Origin of the sequence: uncultured Shewanella sp. (assembly GCF_947491715.1) — a bacterium.
In the GTDB taxonomy this organism is placed as follows: Bacteria; Pseudomonadota; Gammaproteobacteria; order Enterobacterales; family Shewanellaceae; genus Shewanella.
The window spans coordinates 550,445-568,614 of sequence record NZ_CANLKR010000001.1; the positions used below are offsets into that span (position 1 = coordinate 550,445).

Below are 18,170 nucleotides of genomic sequence, written 5' to 3' on the forward strand. Positions count from 1 at the left end.
CCTTTAATCTAAAAATCACTTTTTGGATACTTGTGTTTTAGAGCCTCTAAAATCGCTTCGGCTTCTTCTTCTGGTGTCATTTTTCCACTATCGAGTTCCAGATCATTGGCGATATCTTTATGCATTTGCAAAAATAATCCAATAGTATGCCCAGGAAAGCGATTCCCTCGTTTTCTCTCATGGGCGAGTAGGGTATTGTTATCAGCATTAACCGCCACCCAAAAAGTTGGTAAATCTTCCAGTACAGCTTTGGCCTCTAAGTATTCATCTTTAAAGGAAAAAACTTGATCAGAAATTACATTAATGCCACATTGAGAGATAAATTTTATGGCATGAAAGTGTGCACTCAGTGCTAATCTTGCCAGTGTTCCTAATTGTACTGTGGCATAGTGATAGGGGTTATTGATATTGGGGCCAGGCATGATTAAATAAAAGCCTAGTGATTGTTCAGGTTTAGGTTTGAAATGTTTGGTTTCTTCGGGAGTAATGGGAATACCTAAATATTTTGGGGCGAGCATAGTGACCACATTATCAATGCCAAATTGAATACAAGGAGACTGCATTTTTTTTTGAAGTGTCTTACACAGTGTACTTTTTCCTGCGCTGGTGGTACCAGCAATTAAAATAATATGACCTAGTGTGTTTGCTTTTTGGGTGAAAGATAACGGTACCCATCTTGAGGCGGGGTTTTCTCTTAATGGTCTGTCAAGCAGGTATTGGGTGATTTGATCGGCACACTGCTTAGGACTGTTTTCGCTGGTATCAAGTTCAAGTTGATATTCTATTCCCATGAGCATTTCTTGAGCGATTTTAAGAGTGCTTCCTTCTGGCCTTGGGCCTGTTTCTTTTTCATCTTTGACTCGCTCTTGTTCATTGCGCGTGACGTTTACCCAAGTGATATCAAGATCATTAAGAAAAGATTGTAATTGTGAGAGGTATTTTTCATAAGTGATACAATGATCGACAATGACATGGCAGCCGCCTTTTGCCATTCCAGTAATGGCGGCGTGTAATGCGGTTAAGTCGTTATTGTCTTGTTTATCATCGAGTCCTAAGGGTTGATGTTCGGGCTCGGCTCTCATTATGGTATAGAAATCTCTCATACCTAAGGTAAAGAAGGGTTGGTGGCTGTGTCGTTGAAATTGCTCAATAACAGCTTGTTTTCTAGAGTATGGGGCACCATTGAGGATCACGACCATGCCTGCGCATGCCATAACAGTTTCCTTCTGCTGTGAGTCTTCATTGCAATTGTAGTCGAAATGTATGGATTTTCATGGAAGGAACTTTCGTTAATGGGTTATTCAGCTTCTTAAGCCGTCTAAGTGATCAGACGGCATTAATTTTAAGTGATTAACTGTCACTACTGAGTATTTCAAGGATGGGAGTGTCTTGGTTAAAGTGGATAAGAAAAAGTTGCCCGAATTCGTGCTCAGATAAAATAATACTCGGTTGATAATTAAAACGATATTTTCCTAGACTGACGTTAAAATGGATCCCTAAGTCTTGCAATATGCTGGGAACCGTATTGGAATGTCCTGCAATAACCAAGGTTTGGTTACAATAGTTATTTTTTATTTGATGGATGAATGTATCCTGCTCTCTTGGATCGTATTCGGTAATAACAAGATTTTTATGTTGGCTGAGTGGAGCCAGTGTCTGTTTCGTTCGATTGTATGGTGTGGAAAATAAGTGGTTAATATTGACGTCAGCTAATATATCTGCGATTCGTTGGGCTCGTGCTTGTCCTTGTTCAGACAGGTTGGGATCGTGATTGTTTTTTTCATCTTGCTTTTCTGCATGGCGAGTAATGTAGAGGCTGTTAGGTAGGCAAGTGGCAAATGCTATGGGTGTGGTTAAAGCATAAATGATAGCAGCAATGCCAAATGTCAGAAGTGGTTTCATGAAGCGTCCTTGGATACGTATTGTTATTCCGTTTGGAGTCGTTAATCTATTATTGAAGCATTCACTAATAATTGTCCAGCATCTTTAAATATCACGGGTATAGTGAAATAAAAGAAATATATAAAAAAGAACTAAGATTAATGACTTAGTAAGGAATGAACAATGAAAATTTAAATTAAAATTCAGGATAGATATTTCTCAAACCTGCACTATATTTATTTTGTGTTTTACTGACTTGTTCAAGGCACTATTGTTCAAGGCTCTAGGTAAAACGATGGATGTTGATAATAAATATATAGGGATGAATGAAATGAAAAAACGCATAGCTGTTGCTTTGATTTTACCGTGTTCTCTAATGTGCCATTCGTTATATGCTGAAGATGCTCATGATCATGGGCCTAAATCTCCACCACCTCCACCGCCAAATTTCGTACCTAATGGATTTTATGTCACTGCATCAGCAGGTACCAGTTATTTAGAATCCCAACGAAGTATTGCTGATGAGGCGTATAATGGCGTGGGCATTGTTACCTATGATTATGGGTTTAATGCTGGAATAAGCTTAGGAAAACAAGTGGGACCATGGCGCTTTGAAGCACAGATGACGTATTTATATAATGACATTGACAAAGTGTTTGATATTGATCAAGGCAATCAACAAGAAGGTGTATGGTACGGACTCAATGTATTGCGTGACTTTCCTATTAGTAAACATTGGATCCCTTATGCTGGCTTTGGTCTCGGGGGGATCACCATGAACAATGATTTTGGTGATACGAGTGTATATAGTGACTCTCAGGCGGGAACTGTCGGTGTTGTCAGCAATGAGCCTGGATCTGATACTGCTTTTGCTTATCAAGCGACACTGGGGATTGCTTATCAACCTATTCCTGAGATGCGCCTGTTAGCGGAAGTGAGGCATATTGGTTCAAGTAAAATGACAAATTGGACGCGAAGTTCTGCAGATGATGTTGAGAGTTACTATGAGTCCACTTTATTTAATTTAGGCTTGACGTATTATTTTGATGGTGTGCCTAAGTATAAACCCACTCCACCACCGCCACCAGCAAATCAATCATTATTTTACATGAGTTTATCTGGAGGGGCGAGCTATCTGCTTGAGCAAATTTCAACCCCTGACAATGGTGTTGTGGGTGTTAAAACCGAATATGATGCGGGCTATAACGTTGGAGCGAGTCTGGGTCTGAAATATAACAATTGGCGCACAGAGCTACAGTTTACGTATCTGAGTGATGAAATGGACAAAGTTGATGATATTACTCAAGGTAATAAAATGTCAGGTAATTGGTATGGTATCAATGTATTACATGATTTCCCATTGGGGAGTGCTTGGATCCCCTATGGAGGTTTAGGCGTGGGCTTAGTCGATATGGAAACAAAATACGATGACAGTATTTATTTGAAGACTTCTGCTGCTACTTCCGAAATGGTCAGTATGAGTAATAAATCAGATACGTCAGTTGCTTATCAGGCGATAGTGGGGATTGGTTTTCAAGCCAGTGAGAGTATGCGTATATTTGGCGAGTACCGTCACTTACGAGCACCTGAGATTAAATCATCTGTCTTAACGACGACAGAAGGTTATGAATATGACTTGAAAACGGCCTATCAAAATAATTTATTTAATATTGGTATGAGTTATACCTTTGGTATGTAATTTTCTAAGACTGTTTCCATCATGAAAGAGAAGCCAACCTTAAGTCAGGTTGGCTCTTTCGTTTTTTGGTGGGGCTGTTGAGTCGTCGGTATCTCTTGGCTCAGCCCTGTTAGAATAGCACAGTTAGGTTGTTCTCCTCCTTCGCAATCGTGCACAAGATGACTGAGCTGTTCCTCCAGTATTGTGAGTTGTGCGATTTTATTGCTAATGGCGGTCAAATGCTGCTTAGCGAGTGCTTTAACATCTCTAGCTTGACGAGATTGATCCATTTTTAAATCAAGTAATGCGCGGCAATCATCGAGGGTAAAACCTAATGAGCGACAATGATGAACAAAAGACAATGCGTCGACATGTGAGGAAGTATACTCTCGATAGCCATTGGTACCTCGTTGTCCTTTCACAAGGCCAATATCATGATAATACCGAATACTTTTTACCGATAATCCCGTGGTTTTCGCGACATGACCTATTTTCATGATGACTTTTCTTATTGATTAAGTGAAGTCTACACTATAGCAAAAAAAGTTTGACTCTCCCATTAGGGGAGACAATACACTGATGATATCGTAAACATAAATTGAGTGTTATTCATCAATAAGGAGGCCATATGTCAACCACTATACTATCGGTGCCCGATATGAGTTGTGCCAGTTGCGTTGCTAAAATAGAAAATGCTTTTCAAGCGCAGTCAGGTGTGAGCGTTAGAGTCAACTTAGCCGACAAGCAAGTGATCATCAGTGACGAAATTGACATTGAAAAAGCCAAATCCATTGTACTCAGTGTTGGTTATACCAGTAAACCAGTATTAGATGCAACAAAAGCGGCCAAGGACAAATCAGTAATAGAAGAGAAACATTATCGCAAACAATTGTGGCAAGCGTTTATTGGTTTGGGGGTTGGGATCCCATTAATGCTATGGGGGTTATTGGGTGGGGAAATGCAGGTCAGTAACCCTCAAGAACAACTCATTTGGGGAGTGGTTGGTGGATTCACCTTAATATTGATGATAACAACAGGGGCACACTTTTACCAAGGAATGTGGCGAGCGCTGAAAGCGAAAAGTGCCAATATGGACAGCTTAATTGCATTAGGTACAGGCGCAGCTTGGATTTATTCTATGCTGGTGGTGTTGATGCCTCAATGGTTTCCAATGAATACACGTCACGTTTATTTTGAAGCCAGTGTCATGATTTTAGGCTTAATTAATTTAGGCCATGCCTTAGAATTAAGAGCGAGAGGGAAAACCAGTGAAGCGGTACAAAGTTTATTAGGGCTGCAAGTCTCGACGGCTATTCGCTTGACGGATAAGGGTGATGAAGAAGTGGACATTGGTGAATTAGCGCTGGGTGATCGCATTCGATTAAAGCCTGGTGGTCGGGTGACATTAGATGGGGAAGTCATTGAAGGTCAATCATTATTGAATGAATCAATGTTAACAGGCGAGCCAGTACCCGTAAGCAAAGGAGTGGGAGATAACCTTAGTGCGGGAACAGTTAATGGTAATGGAAGCTTAATTTATCGTGTGACATCCGCAGTGGAAGATACACGATTAGCAAAAATCATCGCCTTGGTACAACAAGCGCAAACCTCAAAAATGCCCATTGGCCGTTTAACCGATCAAATATCCGCTTACTTTGTGCCTGTTGTGATAGTGATAGCTCTATTGAGTGCGGGTATTTGGTATTTTGCAGGGCCAGCACCTGCGTTATCTCATGCGTTAGTGGTATTAACCAGCGTGTTGATTATTGCCTGTCCGTGTGCATTAGGGTTAGCCACTCCCATGTCTATAATGGTGTCAGTCGGTCGGGCGGCTAAAATGGGGGTGCTTATTCGAAATGGAGAAGCCATGCAAACAGCCAGTAAGGTGAGTTGTGTGGTGTTAGATAAAACCGGCACGATTACCCAAGGTAAACCCAAGGTGACAGACTTTGTTTTAGTGGAGAAAGAAGAAGATAAATCGACGTTACTGCTTCATATTGCCAGTCTTGAACAAGCCTCTGAACACCCTCTTGCGAGTGCAATCATTGAGAAAGCCAAAGCGGAAAAACTGGGTTTAATTGAACCTGATGTGTTTACCAATTATCAGGGAATGGGCATTGTAGGCCGTTTTGCCTCTGAAAGTGGAGGAAAGGGAGAATATGCAATAGGGAATCGCGCTTTAATGGATAAATTACACATCAAAGGCGTAGACACACAAGAAACATTAGCGGCAGTTTGGGCCGGTGGCGCGAAAACGCCTATTTATGTGGCGAAATCGGGGCAATTAGTGGCCTTGATAGCCATCAGCGATCCATTACATAGGGGCGTCATTGAAGCCGTTACTGCGCTAAAGGCTGATGGTATGCGTGTTGTTCTTTTGAGCGGTGATAATGAAAAAACGGCTAAAGCGGTCGCTAAAGAAGTGGGCATTGATGAAGTGGTGGCACAAGTGTTACCGGAAGAAAAGCAAGCTCATGTGAAACAGCTGCAGGCCGCAGGAGAAGTGGTTGCTATGGTCGGCGATGGAATTAATGATGCCCCTGCACTTGTCAGTGCAGATGTGGGAATAGCCATCGGAAGTGGGACTGAAATTGCCATCGAGAGTGCTGATTTAACCTTGCTTTCTCATCAGTTAATGACGTTAGCTCACACGTTTAAGTTAGCTAAGGCGGGTATGCGTAATATTAAACAAAATTTATTTGGCGCCTTTATTTATAACGTGTTAGGGATCCCATTAGCCGCTGGAGTGCTGTTTCCTTTAACTGGCATGTTATTAAGCCCTGTGATAGCCGGTGGTGCGATGGCACTATCGTCTTTGACTGTTGTTACCAATGCAAATCGCTTACGTCGTCAGAAATTAGATTGATATTGACAGTAAAAGCGCTAACAGAGCGACTGTTGAGTGTGATCCTCATTATCATACCCAGTCGCTTTTCATTGATTATTTAGGCCTAATTAAGCTATAGTACCGCGCTTAAAAATGCAGGCGTGGTGAGACCTTTTTGGTGTTTACCAGGTTTTATCCTGTTTTGGTTCAAGCGTTACTTTTCATAAGCTTGAGCGTAGTTGTAGGTGTGCTTTGCATCTTTAACTCATCGTAAACGGGAATGTTTGTTTTATTCAATTTATTATAATTTTGGAATGTCACTTTGATCACTACAGCAAATATTACCATGCAGTTTGGCTCTAAGCCGCTGTTTGAAAACATCTCAGTCAAGTTTGGCGGTGGAAACCGTTACGGTTTAATTGGTGCTAATGGTTGTGGTAAATCAACCTTCATGAAGATCTTAGCTGGCGATTTAGATCCGACTTCAGGCAATGTTTCTTTAGATGTCAATGAGCGTTTGGGTAAATTGAGTCAAAATCAATTTGGCTATGAAGAATTTAATGTCGTTGATACTGTGATCATGGGATATCCTGAATTATGGGCTGTTAAACAAGAGCGTGACCGCATTTATTCTTTGCCGGAAATGACCGAAGAAGAAGGTATTAAAGTTGCTGATTTAGAAATGGAATTTGCCGAAATGGATGGTTACACCGCAGAATCTCGTGCCGGTGAGCTATTAATGGGAGTGGGTATCCCAGTTGAACAGCACTTTGGCTTGATGAGTGAAATTGCCCCAGGTTTTAAATTACGTGTATTGTTGGCTCAGGCCTTGTTCTCTGATCCTGATGTACTACTGCTCGATGAGCCAACCAACAACTTGGATATTGATACGATCCGCTGGTTGCAAGAAATGTTAAATCAACGTAACAGTACCATGGTCATTATTTCTCACGATCGCTATTTCTTAAACTCTGTCTGTACTCATATGGCCGATCTGGATTACGGTGAGTTACGGGTTTTTCCTGGTAATTATGACGAATACATGATGGCGGCAAGCCAAGCACGTGAACGTTTAATGGCTGATAATGCTAAGAAAAAAGCACAAATTTCGGAGCTTCAAGGTTTCGTTGCACGTTTTTCTGCTAATGCATCAAAAGCAAAACAAGCCACTTCGCGTGCGAAGTTAATTGATAAAATTAAGATTGAAGAGGTTAAAGCCTCAAGCCGTGTTAATCCTTTTATTCGTTTCGAGCAAGAAAAGAAGTTATTCCGTAATGCACTTGTTACAGAAGGCTTAACTAAGGGATTTGATGAAACCTTGTTCAAAAACTTAGATCTTATGGTCGAAGTGGGTGAGCGTGTGGCGATTTTGGGTGATAACGGTGTGGGAAAAACCACCTTGTTACGAACACTAGTCCATGATTTACCTCAAGATAGTGGGACTATTCACTGGTCAGAAAATTCAGCGATTGGCTATTATGCGCAAGATCATGAAAGTGACTTTGAAAATGACATGACCTTGTTTGAATGGATGAGTCAATGGCGTAAACCCAATGATGATGATCAATCGGTTCGTGGGATCTTAGGCCGTATGTTGTTTGGATCGGATGATATTAAAAAGTCAGTGAAGGTATTATCCGGTGGTGAAAAAGGTCGCATGTTGTTTGGAAAACTCATCATGGAAAAGCCCAATATCTTATTATTGGATGAGCCAACAAACCACATGGATATGGAATCGATTGAATCATTGAATAATGCTCTTGAAATGTATGAAGGAACATTGTTGTTTGTCAGTCACGATAGAGCATTTGTCTCCTCTTTAGCGACGCGTATCCTTGAGGTGACGCCAACAGGGGTGAATGACTTTAAAGGCACTTATGATGAGTTCTTAAGAAGTAAAGGCGTGGAGGCGTAAATTCTCCTTTCAACGTCAAGAGAAGCCCGAATGTATTCGGGCTTTTTTGTGTCTGTTTTTAAGCGTATTTTTGTTGTAAATAGTCAAATACCGCACGAATACCAAAGGCTTCACCACCAATGGGACGACCGGGTAATTTACGGTTATTCCATGCCATCACATCAAAATGGGCCCAAGTGATATCTTTATCAACAAAGGCTTGTAAGTATAAGGCGGCGGTGATAGCTCCTCCAAAAGGGCTGGTGGCACAATTGGATAAATCGGCAACCTCACTTTTCAGTAAATCTTGATAAGCTTGATGCAGTGGCATGCGCCACACAGGATCTTCATGTTGCAAACCGGATTGAGTAATACCGTTTGCAAGCATATCATCATTACTAAAAAAGCCGGGTAATTCTGTGCCTAGGGCGACGCGCATTGCGCCTGTTAAGGTGGCAAAATCGATGATCATGTCGGGTTTATCATGATTCGCTTCCGATAGCGCATCACACAGGACTAATCGTCCTTCAGCATCGGTGTTATCTATCTCGACGCTAATGCCGTGGCGGGTGGTGATAACATCACCAGGTCTAAAGGCATTGGCCGAGACAGCGTTTTCAACTGCAGGCACTAATACGCGCAAGCGAATAGGGAGTTCATGGGCCATGATGAGTTGCGCGAGCCCGATGACGTGTGCGGCGCCGCCCATGTCTTTTTTCATTAAACGCATGCCAGCACCGGGTTTTAAATCGAGTCCTCCTGAGTCAAAACACACGCCTTTACCCACGAGTGTCACTTGTGGTGCATTGTTATCGCCCCAAGTAAAGTCAAGCAATCTTGGGGCGTGGACACTGGCGCGACCCACCATATGAATAGTTGGGTAGTTCTGCTCAAGCAGATCATCCCCAATAATTTGGCTCAATTGCCCCCCAAATTCACCGGCCATTTGGCTCAAGGTGTGTGCCAAATCCTGGGGCATCATGTCGCCAGCTGGGGTGTTAATTAAGTCACGGGTGAGAGACGTTGCGCGAATAAAGCGGTTGGCTTTGCTGGCTATCTCTTCGCTTGGCACAACCAATTGTGGCAGGGGTTTATTACTTTTCTTATAACGCTCAAAACGATAGCCACCCAGTCCCCAACTCAAAGCCGCCTTTTCAATTTGGTCTTGATTTCCTTGAATGGCATATTGTCCATGAGGTAATTGGTTGACCAGTTCGCCGCACGCCCAGAAACTGTCAGCTTGCTCAGTCACGAATACGGCTAAGTGTATTTGACCTTCACTATTAGGGATCAGGCAGTGACCCTGTTTGTCAATATGATGTTGTGAAACCCAGTTTTGAGTGAGTACAGGCTGCTCTTTGATCCAGATAGCAAAGTTGCTGGGAGAGAAGATCATTAAGGGAGTAGAAGCTGTGTTGCTAGGGCCAATGACTAAAGGCGTTGTCATTGATCCCGCTGTATTGGTGGAGGAAGTGTTCATTTTACGCTCTTAAATTAAAACAATGAATGGCCATTAGGGTAGCAGGCATGGGACTGTTGGGAAAGAAATGGGTGACATTCCTGTTAATTTTTTGATTATATTGCTTGCCTTAACGGGGTTTATGATTGACTAGTATATTGACACCCCATGGTTTTATACTCATTATGGAATCATGAAGATACATTTTATATGCAATACGACAAGCTTGAGCTTGCGATTAATATGCTCGTTAATCGTTCAAGCACGAATTATCATCATTCCATAGGAATGGTGGGTCTTTGTTGTGTGTAAAAGATGTCAAACCCGCCCATAAGGCGGGTTTTCTTTTTCTGTCTTATGGCGTTGATTAAACGAAAGGAGGCAGTATGAAAAAAGTCATGATATTAGGTAAGCCTGGCAGTGGTAAATCGACGTTAAGTCGACGACTGGCGTCTGCAACCCAACTTCCATTGCATACACTGGATATTATCGAATATAAAAAAAATGGTGAGAGGATCGATCAGGCTTTATACCGTGAAATACATGACAATATTATTGAAAAAGAGTCATGGATTATTGAGGGCTTTGGCTTGATGGAGTCATTTTTTCAACGTTTGGAGGCTGCTGATACCTTGATTTATATTGAGTTGCCTTATTTAGTGAGTTATTGGTGGGTGACTAAACGTTTTCTAAAAGGATTGTTCATTCGTCCTAAGGGCTGGCCACAAGGTTGCTCTGTGGTAAAAGGCACTTGGCGAAGTTATCAAGTATTAAGGCTTTGCCCACAATTTTGGAATCGAGATTTCATGGCGAAGATAGAAAGTTTGCCTACAACAAAGTCGGTTTACATCATTCGTTCTGCTGCCGAGCTAGACCGTTTTGTGAAAGAAGCATCCTCTTAATCGTGACTCAATGATATTTGAATGTGGCAAAAGAACCTTGTTATTGAAAAGATTAATAAGGTTCTTTTATATTATTTTTTAATTAAAACGGGCATACCTTTGATCCCTGCATAGAATACGATAATGTCGGTTGGAACGGTTCCCTCATTAGTAGCGTAGTGCCAGTTATTGACGACTTCGGTATCAACATCCCCTGATGTTAACCGCAATTGCTGGCTGCCATCTTCTAGGTATAAGGTTATTTCTCCTTTTAAGATTGTGGCAACGGTGATAAAGGGATGTTTGTGTATTGGGAATTTTCCTTTAGGAGGAATCACTATTTTTAAAACGGTTATTTGTGGTTGGCCACTAGGGTAGCTAGGCAGCCGTTTTCCATCCCAACTTTTGTCTGTTCGATTCAATAGTGTGATATCAAGTTCAGGTTCATTTGAGGATGCTTTGTTTTCTGTGGATGTTTGCTTGGCTTGAGCTAAGTTGATGTTTAACGTTAGCAGTAAAATGAAGATGTTCAGTACGGTGAAAGAGGAGCGCATATCGATTCACTATTCAAATGGTATTAATTAAAGCCTAGCGTAAAGCATTTTTTCATCCAGTTAATTTGTGATCTGGCTTAGACCACCGCTTACTTGCAATCTTGAGTAAACGAAGAAACTTAGGACAGGCCAAATGATTTTCAGCAGTGCAGGCTGCCGCGTGACGTAGCCCATCACGCATTGCTATCATCTCATTAATCTTATTATCGAGTTCATTGGCCTTAGTTTCTAATATTTGCCTATCTATTTTAATGTGATCATTTAATAGCATGTTTGATATTTCATTGAGTGACAGGCCCGCATTGCGTCCTAGAGTGATCAATGCCAATCTTTCTATTATGTTCACACTATAGACTCTTCTTAAACCATGGCGTGCGATGGGGGTAATTAATCCCTTTTTTTCATAGTAGCGCAAAGTCGATGGGGGGAGCTTTGTGCGTTTTGATACCTCACCAATATCCATTGTATTTCGCCTCTATTGTTGAACTTGACTTAAAGTCGACTTTAAGTAGTAGCATTGATTTGAGATGAAAACAAGTTCGGTTAAGGGAGTAAGTGTTACTCTCTGTGGATCTTAAGGAGTCAATGATGTGGGATGAACGATATGATAGAGAAGATTATGTTTATGGAACAAAACCTAATACTTTTTTGAAAGAAAATAGATTAGTGCTCCCTAAGGGGGAGGTGCTAAGTCTTGCTGAAGGAGAGGGGAGGAATGCGGTATTTTTAGCCCAACAAGGTTACCGAGTCACAGCCGTTGATGGATCGATGGTGGGCATTGATAAAGCAAGGCGGCTTGCTGATAAAGCGGGGGTGACGGTGGATTTCATTCATGGTGATCTTGCGCATGTTGATATAGGGCAAAACTGTTGGGATGCTGTCGTGTCTATTTTTTGCCCTTTACCTTCAATGATCAGGCAAAGGTTATACTTAAAGGTTGAAAAAGGATTGAAAAAAGGAGGGGTGTTCATGCTTGAAGCCTATCGGCCTGAGCAGTTAGCTTATGGCACTGGCGGTGGTAGCGATAGTGATGTCATGCAGAATGTGTCGACGTTACGAGCCGAGTTACCCCGATTGGCTTTTTCACATCTATGTGAATTAGAGCGTGAAGTGATAGAAGGCGTTTTTCATACCGGAAAAGGGGCTGTGGTGCAGGCGATAGCAACGAAGGTGTAGATAAACTGTGGCGTAAGCGGCTGTGAGTGATTTTATCGGATTCCATTGATATGAATTATTAATTTAAAGAGGAATAAAAATGAAAAACATGAGTGTGACATTGCTGTTAGTCATAAGCAGTATAGCTTGTTCTGCCATGGCTAATCAGGGAAATGGAAAAGGGTTACCGCCTGGACTTCAAAAAAAGGTAGAACAAGGTAAGCCTTTACCGCCGGGTTGGCAGAAAAAATTATCACGGGGTGATATATTAAGCCAAGATCTCTATCTACGTGGAAAAATAGTGGTACCACTGAATAACCATGGCATTTTATCTATTGAAATAGATGGAACCGTTATTGAGCTTTACCAAGCTTCACGTAAAATCGTTGATATATTTGACTAGCCGCTGTTGAAGGTAACCGATGACATGATGGAACGTATTGTTGCCCTGATTAAACAAGATCCCATGAGGCTTAGGGCACTTGATTGTGTGGCCAGTCTCAATTTATCTTCTGGTTATATTGCTGCAGGCTTTGTTCGCAATTTAGTTTGGGATAATTTACATGACAAAAAGGTGCCAACGCTGCTAAATGATATCGATGTGATTTATTTCGATAGTACAGTGTTAAATGAAGATCATGAGAAAGATTATGAAATGAAGTTGTTTGCGTTAATGCCTGAGGTTAACTGGCAAGTGCGTAATCAGGCAAGAATGCATGTTCGTAATGGAGACAGGCCTTATTTAAATATCGTTGATGCCATGAGTTTCTGGCCTGAAAAAGAAACGGCCCTAGCTATTCGCCGTGTCAATAATGGCATTTATGAATGTCTTTCAGCTTTTGGGTTTGATTCACTTTTTCAGTTATTGGTGACGCATAACCCTAAACGTTCAAAAGCGATATTTGATAAAAGAGTCAGTTCTAGACAATGGCTGAACCTATGGCCTAAATTATCCATTATTAAAGAGTGATTATCATCAGCATGGCTAATAGTGTCATTAATTAGCCATGCAAAATATTGCTGTGATTAACTGGCTTTATTGACCACAAATAAAGCCAGATCCTGTGGGTTATAACGTCCACGGCTGATAATATTATGGGGATCTAAAACGGATTTAAGTTGATTGACCACTTGCCAAAAGGGGGTGGCACCATCGAGCAGCCATTTTTGCTGATCAATATTGAGTCTGTAAGGCACAAAACCGAGTTTAAGCCCTTCTTTGACTAATTCATTTAAGCAGCTGTGAGCATCACTCACTGCTTTAGGGTTCGTCAAATCAAATACAATGGGTATGGTGCTATCGATACAGTCGTAACGTAAATTAGTAAACGTAATAAAAGGTTCGATATTGTGTTTAGGACAAATATGTCTAATAAAGTCGACATATTTTCGCATCGCAATAGCATTCATAGGGACTAAGGGGGCATACCATAATAGGCCACAGCCATCTTTTGCAGGGGATAAAGGCGGCTCTGCATGTGATGTCTGTGTGGCTATTGCATTTTTATTTCGCCAATATGCGAGTTTGAGCGCCACACGATTAGGTCGGCCTAGCATAATCTCTTTGCCTTTGTTAAAGGAGTCAATTTGCGCTTTGGTGGCGGATAAGCGATTGGATGTTTTGATCAAAAAAGGGGGTAATTTGCTGATGACATTATTGCCTAATTTGATGAGAAAACTATCTGAAAAAAGCATCTTACAACGGGTATGTTTAAATAATTGAGTAATTTCTTTTTTTGCTACTTTAACAATAGCTTCGGTACCATACAGACTGCCGACGATTGTCCATGCTGGCGTATCGAGATGTTCAGTGGCTACCGTAATGTTTTCATCTGACAGGGTGATATGTGCGTCTGGGCCATTAGGGTTATCGGCAAACATGGAAAGTACACGGCGTTTATCCATTAGGTTAATGGAGCCCACAATCCCTTCGTAATCCCTTAAGGTTTGATGAATGAGTGGAGTGAGCACTTCAAGTTGTTCGTCATTTTTAGCTTGAATAAAAAAAGAGATAAACCCTTTTCGGCGATAGGCAAGTCGCAACGTCATTTCTGTTACGATGCCAAAATTGGATTGAGTAAACAGTCCATCCATATAAGGGCCGACTCCCCATTTGAAGGTTTTATCAACTTTGTCTTCACCGGAGCGGTCGAGTTCACTGACAGCGGATTGGTATGGGATACCGTTCCCCCAAATGCCTTTTAATGCTGTGACTGCGCTAAAGTGATCTTGATGAGGTGTGATCCCATATCCCCGCTCGAGTGCATTACTCATGATGGCACAATCAGGCCCAGCTCCTGTTACGGGTACCATGAATTCATCGCCATCATTCATTAAAAATTGACTGAGCTGTGCTTGAGTGACACCCGGCTCAATAGTGATCAATCCAAGTGATTTATTGAGACTAATGTTATTTAGTAATGATAAATCGAGAATGATAGCGTGCGAAATAATCGCAGCGGGTTGGCTTGTGTTATAGCCCCAATTACGGCCACTGCTTATGGGATATAAGACAAAACTGGGCTTATTCTCTTTTGATAATTTATTAGCTAATTCAATGATAACATTAATGATTTGTGTGTTGTTTGGCTTAATGATGGCAAATAAGTGGCGTTTTTTATTGTATAATTGGTCTAAACCCTCTGTTCCCCTGAGATAGGGGGCTAATGCTTCATTGCTTGATAATACTGCTGCGTCACTTCCTACTGTTTTAATAATATTTTCTAATAGTGGATCCATACTATTATTCCAAGCTCTGTCTAACAAGATTTGTTGAAATAGTATTCTAAAATGAAAAACCTATATATGTCGTGATAAATTTCACTTTATTATTCAAGAAAGAATAATGAAGCGTTTTTTCTGAGTCGTTTTACCTATTTGGGTCATTGCTTTTTTAGCTTTAGGTTATATGGTTAAAGATTGTACCTTTATCTTCTGACTATTTCTGTGAGAAAAGAGGGGGGGGGTAAACACAGTATCAAAGAGTTAAGGAGCAAAGTATGGGAGAGATATTACTCACAACACTGATTTCTATGGGGCTGATGAAGCTGATGTGGATTGCACTATTACTACTACTGGTATGGTTGCCATCTGTGGTTTATTGTCTTCGGATTGGTCGAAAAGAGGGCAGGCCCATTTTGAGTTTATTTAAGGGCTTATTGTTGGGGCCATTAGGTGTATTGTTAATGGAGTCATCGAAGAAAGTAAACTGAATTAATGTTTCTGAGTCCGTTTTGGCGCTATTGCTGTATCGTTGTCAGCGCTTTCATCTTATATTTTTAGTTTTCCTACCTCTCATTTTATTCTTCTATCAATGCTCTATTCATTCATTATGTGAGCTATAACAAAGTATTATATGTGTCTTTGTGTCATTACTTACCTTCATTAGATTGAGTTGATTATTATCATTCAGTATGAAAAATAGTGAGGGAAATATGCATGGAATATTGTTAGCGATACATCTTTTATGTGCAACGATTTGGACTGGAGGACACATTGTATTATCTGCTGTGGTTTTACCTGGTGTGCTGCGGGAGCGCTCCCCGCAGAAGTTGCTTTCTTTTGAGTCTGCTTATGAGAAAGTGGGGATGCCAGCCTTAGTGATTCAGATCATTACTGGGTTAATATTATCCTACCAGTTATTACCGAATGTTTCGTTGTGGTTTGATACGACAAACCCATTATCAAAAGGCATTCTCATTAAGTTAAGTTTATTGGCATTGACCCTTATTTTTGCCATTGATGCACGTTTTCGTGTTATGCCTAAATTGTCAAAAGATAATTTACTTGATATGGCGCTGCATATTATTCCTGTCACGATTTTTTCAATGTTGTTGGTCATTGTTGGCGTCTCTTTTAGAACGGGTTGGTTATTTTAACTGGCTTTGAAATCTAGCGTATATACTGAATAGATACCCTCATAAAATGGAGCTAAGATGCGCAGCCAATTAACGACAACGTTGATAGTGATTACTGTCAAACATACACTCCCAGCGTCATTGTCACAACGATTAAACAAATTACCAGCTCAAAAGGAGTGACGGGGCTTAATGGGGTGAATATATGATATTTATCTTATAAAACGGAGAAAACAGATAATTTGTACTTCGATTTAGTGCAGGCCATTGTCAGTGGCAAGGGGACGAGCTGAAAACTTTGGTCGGAGAAAATGACTTTATATGAACAAACATTAGATACTGTTGGTGTGACTTATACCGTTTGGAGCACGCCTTATTGTAAAGGGACGTTTCTTGGAACATCGACAACTGTGAGTCAATAATATTGTTCAGTGATAGTGTGAGTTAACAGTGGCGTCAATAACATAATGATGTAAACAGTAATATTAGGCTGTGTTTTTATGGAAGCAGTGACCAAGGAGAGGTGATATGACGAAAAAAGAGGAGTGGGCATTAACTCGAAAGAAGCTAGCGTCTCAGACATTGCCTGAGTGGCTTCAAGAAAGGGTCGATTCGGGAGAATTGAATTTACTCGATGAAGAGACACGACAAACATTATTAAAGCAAACCTTATCCTCTTATTTGAAAGATAAACCCTTGTGGATTTTTGCTTATGGTTCTTTGATGTGGAACCCCACTTTTCACTTTGAACATGTTGAGCCTTGTACGTTAAAAGACTACCATCGACAGTTTTGTATTCGTGATGTTATAGCCAGAGGAACCAGTGCGCAGCCTGCATTGATGCTAGGGATTGAACAAGGCGGTAAGTGCCAAGGCCTTGGTTATCAAATTTCGCCAAAGGAAGTGAATAAGGAGCTTGAAATTCTTTGGAATAGAGAGATGTTGACAGGGGTATATGTGCCCACTTGGGTTGATATTTGGTTGTCGTCAAACGAGAAAGTTTCCGCATTAACCTTCACAATGAATCAATCTCATTCAAATTATTTACCAGGACTTTCTTTGGCGGAAGTGAGTCAATTTATGGCAACGGCTTCAGGTCCTTTAGGGAGAAACAGTGATTATCTTTTGCAACTCGTTGGACGTTTGCAGGAACTTGGGCTTGAAGATGAGTCGATGAGTGAGTTGAGGCAAGCATTGATAAAATAAAACCGATAAAAAAGACACATATGCAAGCAGAAGAGACATTTGAGGAAACGTTTAGCTATTCGCCAAAGCACATGGATTTATACCATAGCGCAAGATTAATGGCAGTAACAATCCTTTAAAAGGTGAGTTAATCAAACTTTTACCGGCGCTCAATAAAGGAAATGAATAAAGTGTCAATATTCCTTTATTGAGCGAAAGTCAGATCTTATCCTTGATCCCTTTGTTTACGATGGCAATGTGGAAGCTAATTGCTGAGATCTAGGAAATACCCCGCACTTTTTTATGTGAGCTATTTAAGACTGTTTTATTTAACCTATTCATCTTCTAGTCGAGTATGGGGGCGAAGCCGCTGTTTTCTTTTGGGTCTTTTGTCGGCGAGGTTGTTAAAAGAGCTGGGTAATACATCAACACCTACCCATTTTCCGAGTTTGACAATTAATGGGATCGTAAGCGGTGCAAAAGGCAGTACGGCAAACACACCTAACCCTAAACTTTTGAGCAAGTCGGCAAATTGCTTATTGGCTTTAGCAACTTCTTCATGAGTGGCTTGTTTTTGAGTATATCGCTTATAAATGATGAGCATGTCTTTTGTTTCTTGTTTTTCTTGAGACAAGGCTTCTTTAATCAACAACATATCACGCTTCAAACGCATCCAAGCTCGGCGTCGCCCAATACGAACAACGCGTATTGGGGCTTTGTGTATATAAGCATAAATTTTCATCATTAGATTGTCTCATAGCCACGCCGTTAAGGCTATTAAAAATAAGCTAATTTAGTG

The 18,170-nt window shown here is 41.0% G+C and carries 18 protein-coding genes; 10 read left to right on the forward strand and 8 right to left on the reverse strand.

Going from position 1 to position 18,170, the window contains the following annotated elements; translation table 11 throughout:
• Nucleotides 1-8 precede the first annotated feature (8 nt).
• Nucleotides 9-1,214 carry a hypothetical protein gene (locus Q0779_RS02450; RefSeq protein WP_298769123.1) on the reverse strand — a complete coding sequence of 402 codons (1,206 nt, stop codon included), beginning with the start codon at nt 1,212-1,214 and terminating at the stop codon, nt 9-11.
• Nucleotides 1,215-1,350: 136 nt separating this feature from the next.
• On the reverse strand, nt 1,351-1,902 hold the full coding sequence (locus Q0779_RS02455; protein WP_298769125.1) for a histidine phosphatase family protein: 552 nt from the start codon (nt 1,900-1,902) through the stop codon (nt 1,351-1,353).
• Between the two features lie 310 nt (nt 1,903-2,212).
• On the opposite strand from Q0779_RS02455, the gene Q0779_RS02460 reads away from it, so the two are divergent.
• Nucleotides 2,213-3,580, forward strand: a complete 1,368-nt coding sequence (locus Q0779_RS02460; protein WP_298769127.1) for an outer membrane beta-barrel protein — start codon at nt 2,213-2,215, stop codon at nt 3,578-3,580.
• Nucleotides 3,581-3,624: 44 nt separating this feature from the next.
• Here the strand turns inward: Q0779_RS02460 and Q0779_RS02465 are convergent, their stop codons facing one another.
• Nucleotides 3,625-4,056, reverse strand: a complete 432-nt coding sequence (locus Q0779_RS02465) for a MerR family DNA-binding protein (protein ID WP_298769129.1) — start codon at nt 4,054-4,056, stop codon at nt 3,625-3,627.
• Nucleotides 4,057-4,187: 131 nt separating this feature from the next.
• Here Q0779_RS02465 and Q0779_RS02470 point away from each other — a divergent pair, with 131 nt between their 5' ends.
• Both Q0779_RS02470 and Q0779_RS02475 read left to right on the forward strand, forming a co-directional pair.
• Nucleotides 4,188-6,425: a heavy metal translocating P-type ATPase gene (locus Q0779_RS02470; protein ID WP_298769131.1), complete on the forward strand. Its 2,238-nt coding sequence runs from the start codon at nt 4,188-4,190 to the stop codon at nt 6,423-6,425.
• Nucleotides 6,426-6,708: 283 nt separating this feature from the next.
• Complete coding sequence (locus Q0779_RS02475; RefSeq protein WP_298769133.1) at nt 6,709-8,301, forward strand: ABC-F family ATPase; 1,593 nt, start codon at nt 6,709-6,711, stop codon at nt 8,299-8,301.
• A 58-nt stretch (nt 8,302-8,359) separates the two neighbouring features.
• Here the strand turns inward: Q0779_RS02475 and Q0779_RS02480 are convergent, their stop codons facing one another.
• Nucleotides 8,360-9,727 carry a M17 family metallopeptidase gene (locus tag Q0779_RS02480; protein ID WP_298769263.1) on the reverse strand — a complete coding sequence of 456 codons (1,368 nt, stop codon included), beginning with the start codon at nt 9,725-9,727 and terminating at the stop codon, nt 8,360-8,362.
• 398 nt (nt 9,728-10,125) lie between these two features.
• Between Q0779_RS02480 and Q0779_RS02485 the strand changes: the two genes are divergently transcribed.
• Nucleotides 10,126-10,641, forward strand: a complete 516-nt coding sequence (locus tag Q0779_RS02485) for an adenylate kinase (RefSeq protein WP_298769135.1) — start codon at nt 10,126-10,128, stop codon at nt 10,639-10,641.
• Nucleotides 10,642-10,712: 71 nt separating this feature from the next.
• Here the strand turns inward: Q0779_RS02485 and Q0779_RS02490 are convergent, their stop codons facing one another.
• Nucleotides 10,713-11,174, reverse strand: a complete 462-nt coding sequence (locus Q0779_RS02490; protein WP_298769137.1) for a cupin domain-containing protein — start codon at nt 11,172-11,174, stop codon at nt 10,713-10,715.
• A gap of 52 nt (nt 11,175-11,226) precedes the next feature.
• Nucleotides 11,227-11,637: a helix-turn-helix domain-containing protein gene (locus tag Q0779_RS02495; RefSeq protein ID WP_298769139.1), complete on the reverse strand. Its 411-nt coding sequence runs from the start codon at nt 11,635-11,637 to the stop codon at nt 11,227-11,229.
• A gap of 125 nt (nt 11,638-11,762) precedes the next feature.
• Here Q0779_RS02495 and Q0779_RS02500 point away from each other — a divergent pair, with 125 nt between their 5' ends.
• The 3 genes from Q0779_RS02500 to Q0779_RS02510 all read left to right on the forward strand — a co-directional run bounded on the left by Q0779_RS02500 (nt 11,763) and on the right by Q0779_RS02510 (nt 13,299).
• The gene (locus Q0779_RS02500) at nt 11,763-12,350 is read left to right on the forward strand and encodes a cyclopropane-fatty-acyl-phospholipid synthase family protein (protein ID WP_298769141.1); all 588 of its coding nucleotides are present in this window, start codon (nt 11,763-11,765) and stop codon (nt 12,348-12,350) included.
• Nucleotides 12,351-12,486: 136 nt separating this feature from the next.
• Nucleotides 12,487-12,732, forward strand: coding sequence for a hypothetical protein (locus Q0779_RS02505; RefSeq protein WP_298769266.1), 246 nt, complete (start codon nt 12,487-12,489; stop codon nt 12,730-12,732).
• A 24-nt stretch (nt 12,733-12,756) separates the two neighbouring features.
• Entirely contained in the window at nt 12,757-13,299 is a 543-nt protein-coding gene (locus Q0779_RS02510) for a nucleotidyltransferase family protein (protein ID WP_298769143.1), read from the forward strand.
• Between the two features lie 56 nt (nt 13,300-13,355).
• Here the strand turns inward: Q0779_RS02510 and Q0779_RS02515 are convergent, their stop codons facing one another.
• Nucleotides 13,356-15,068, reverse strand: a complete 1,713-nt coding sequence (locus tag Q0779_RS02515) for an FAD-binding protein (RefSeq protein WP_298769145.1) — start codon at nt 15,066-15,068, stop codon at nt 13,356-13,358.
• 260 nt (nt 15,069-15,328) lie between these two features.
• Here Q0779_RS02515 and Q0779_RS02520 point away from each other — a divergent pair, with 260 nt between their 5' ends.
• The 3 genes from Q0779_RS02520 to Q0779_RS02530 all read left to right on the forward strand — a co-directional run bounded on the left by Q0779_RS02520 (nt 15,329) and on the right by Q0779_RS02530 (nt 17,392).
• The gene (locus Q0779_RS02520) at nt 15,329-15,541 is read left to right on the forward strand and encodes a hypothetical protein (protein WP_298769147.1); all 213 of its coding nucleotides are present in this window, start codon (nt 15,329-15,331) and stop codon (nt 15,539-15,541) included.
• Nucleotides 15,542-15,763: 222 nt separating this feature from the next.
• Nucleotides 15,764-16,207, forward strand: a complete 444-nt coding sequence (locus Q0779_RS02525; protein ID WP_298769149.1) for a CopD family protein — start codon at nt 15,764-15,766, stop codon at nt 16,205-16,207.
• A gap of 507 nt (nt 16,208-16,714) precedes the next feature.
• Nucleotides 16,715-17,392, forward strand: coding sequence for a gamma-glutamylcyclotransferase (locus tag Q0779_RS02530; RefSeq protein ID WP_298769151.1), 678 nt, complete (start codon nt 16,715-16,717; stop codon nt 17,390-17,392).
• Between the two features lie 313 nt (nt 17,393-17,705).
• Here Q0779_RS02530 and Q0779_RS02535 read toward each other — a convergent pair whose 3' ends face one another.
• Nucleotides 17,706-18,113 (reverse strand): LETM1 domain-containing protein, encoded by a 408-nt coding sequence (locus tag Q0779_RS02535; protein ID WP_298769268.1) that lies wholly within the window; start codon nt 18,111-18,113, stop codon nt 17,706-17,708.
• Nucleotides 18,114-18,170: the final 57 nt, after the last annotated feature.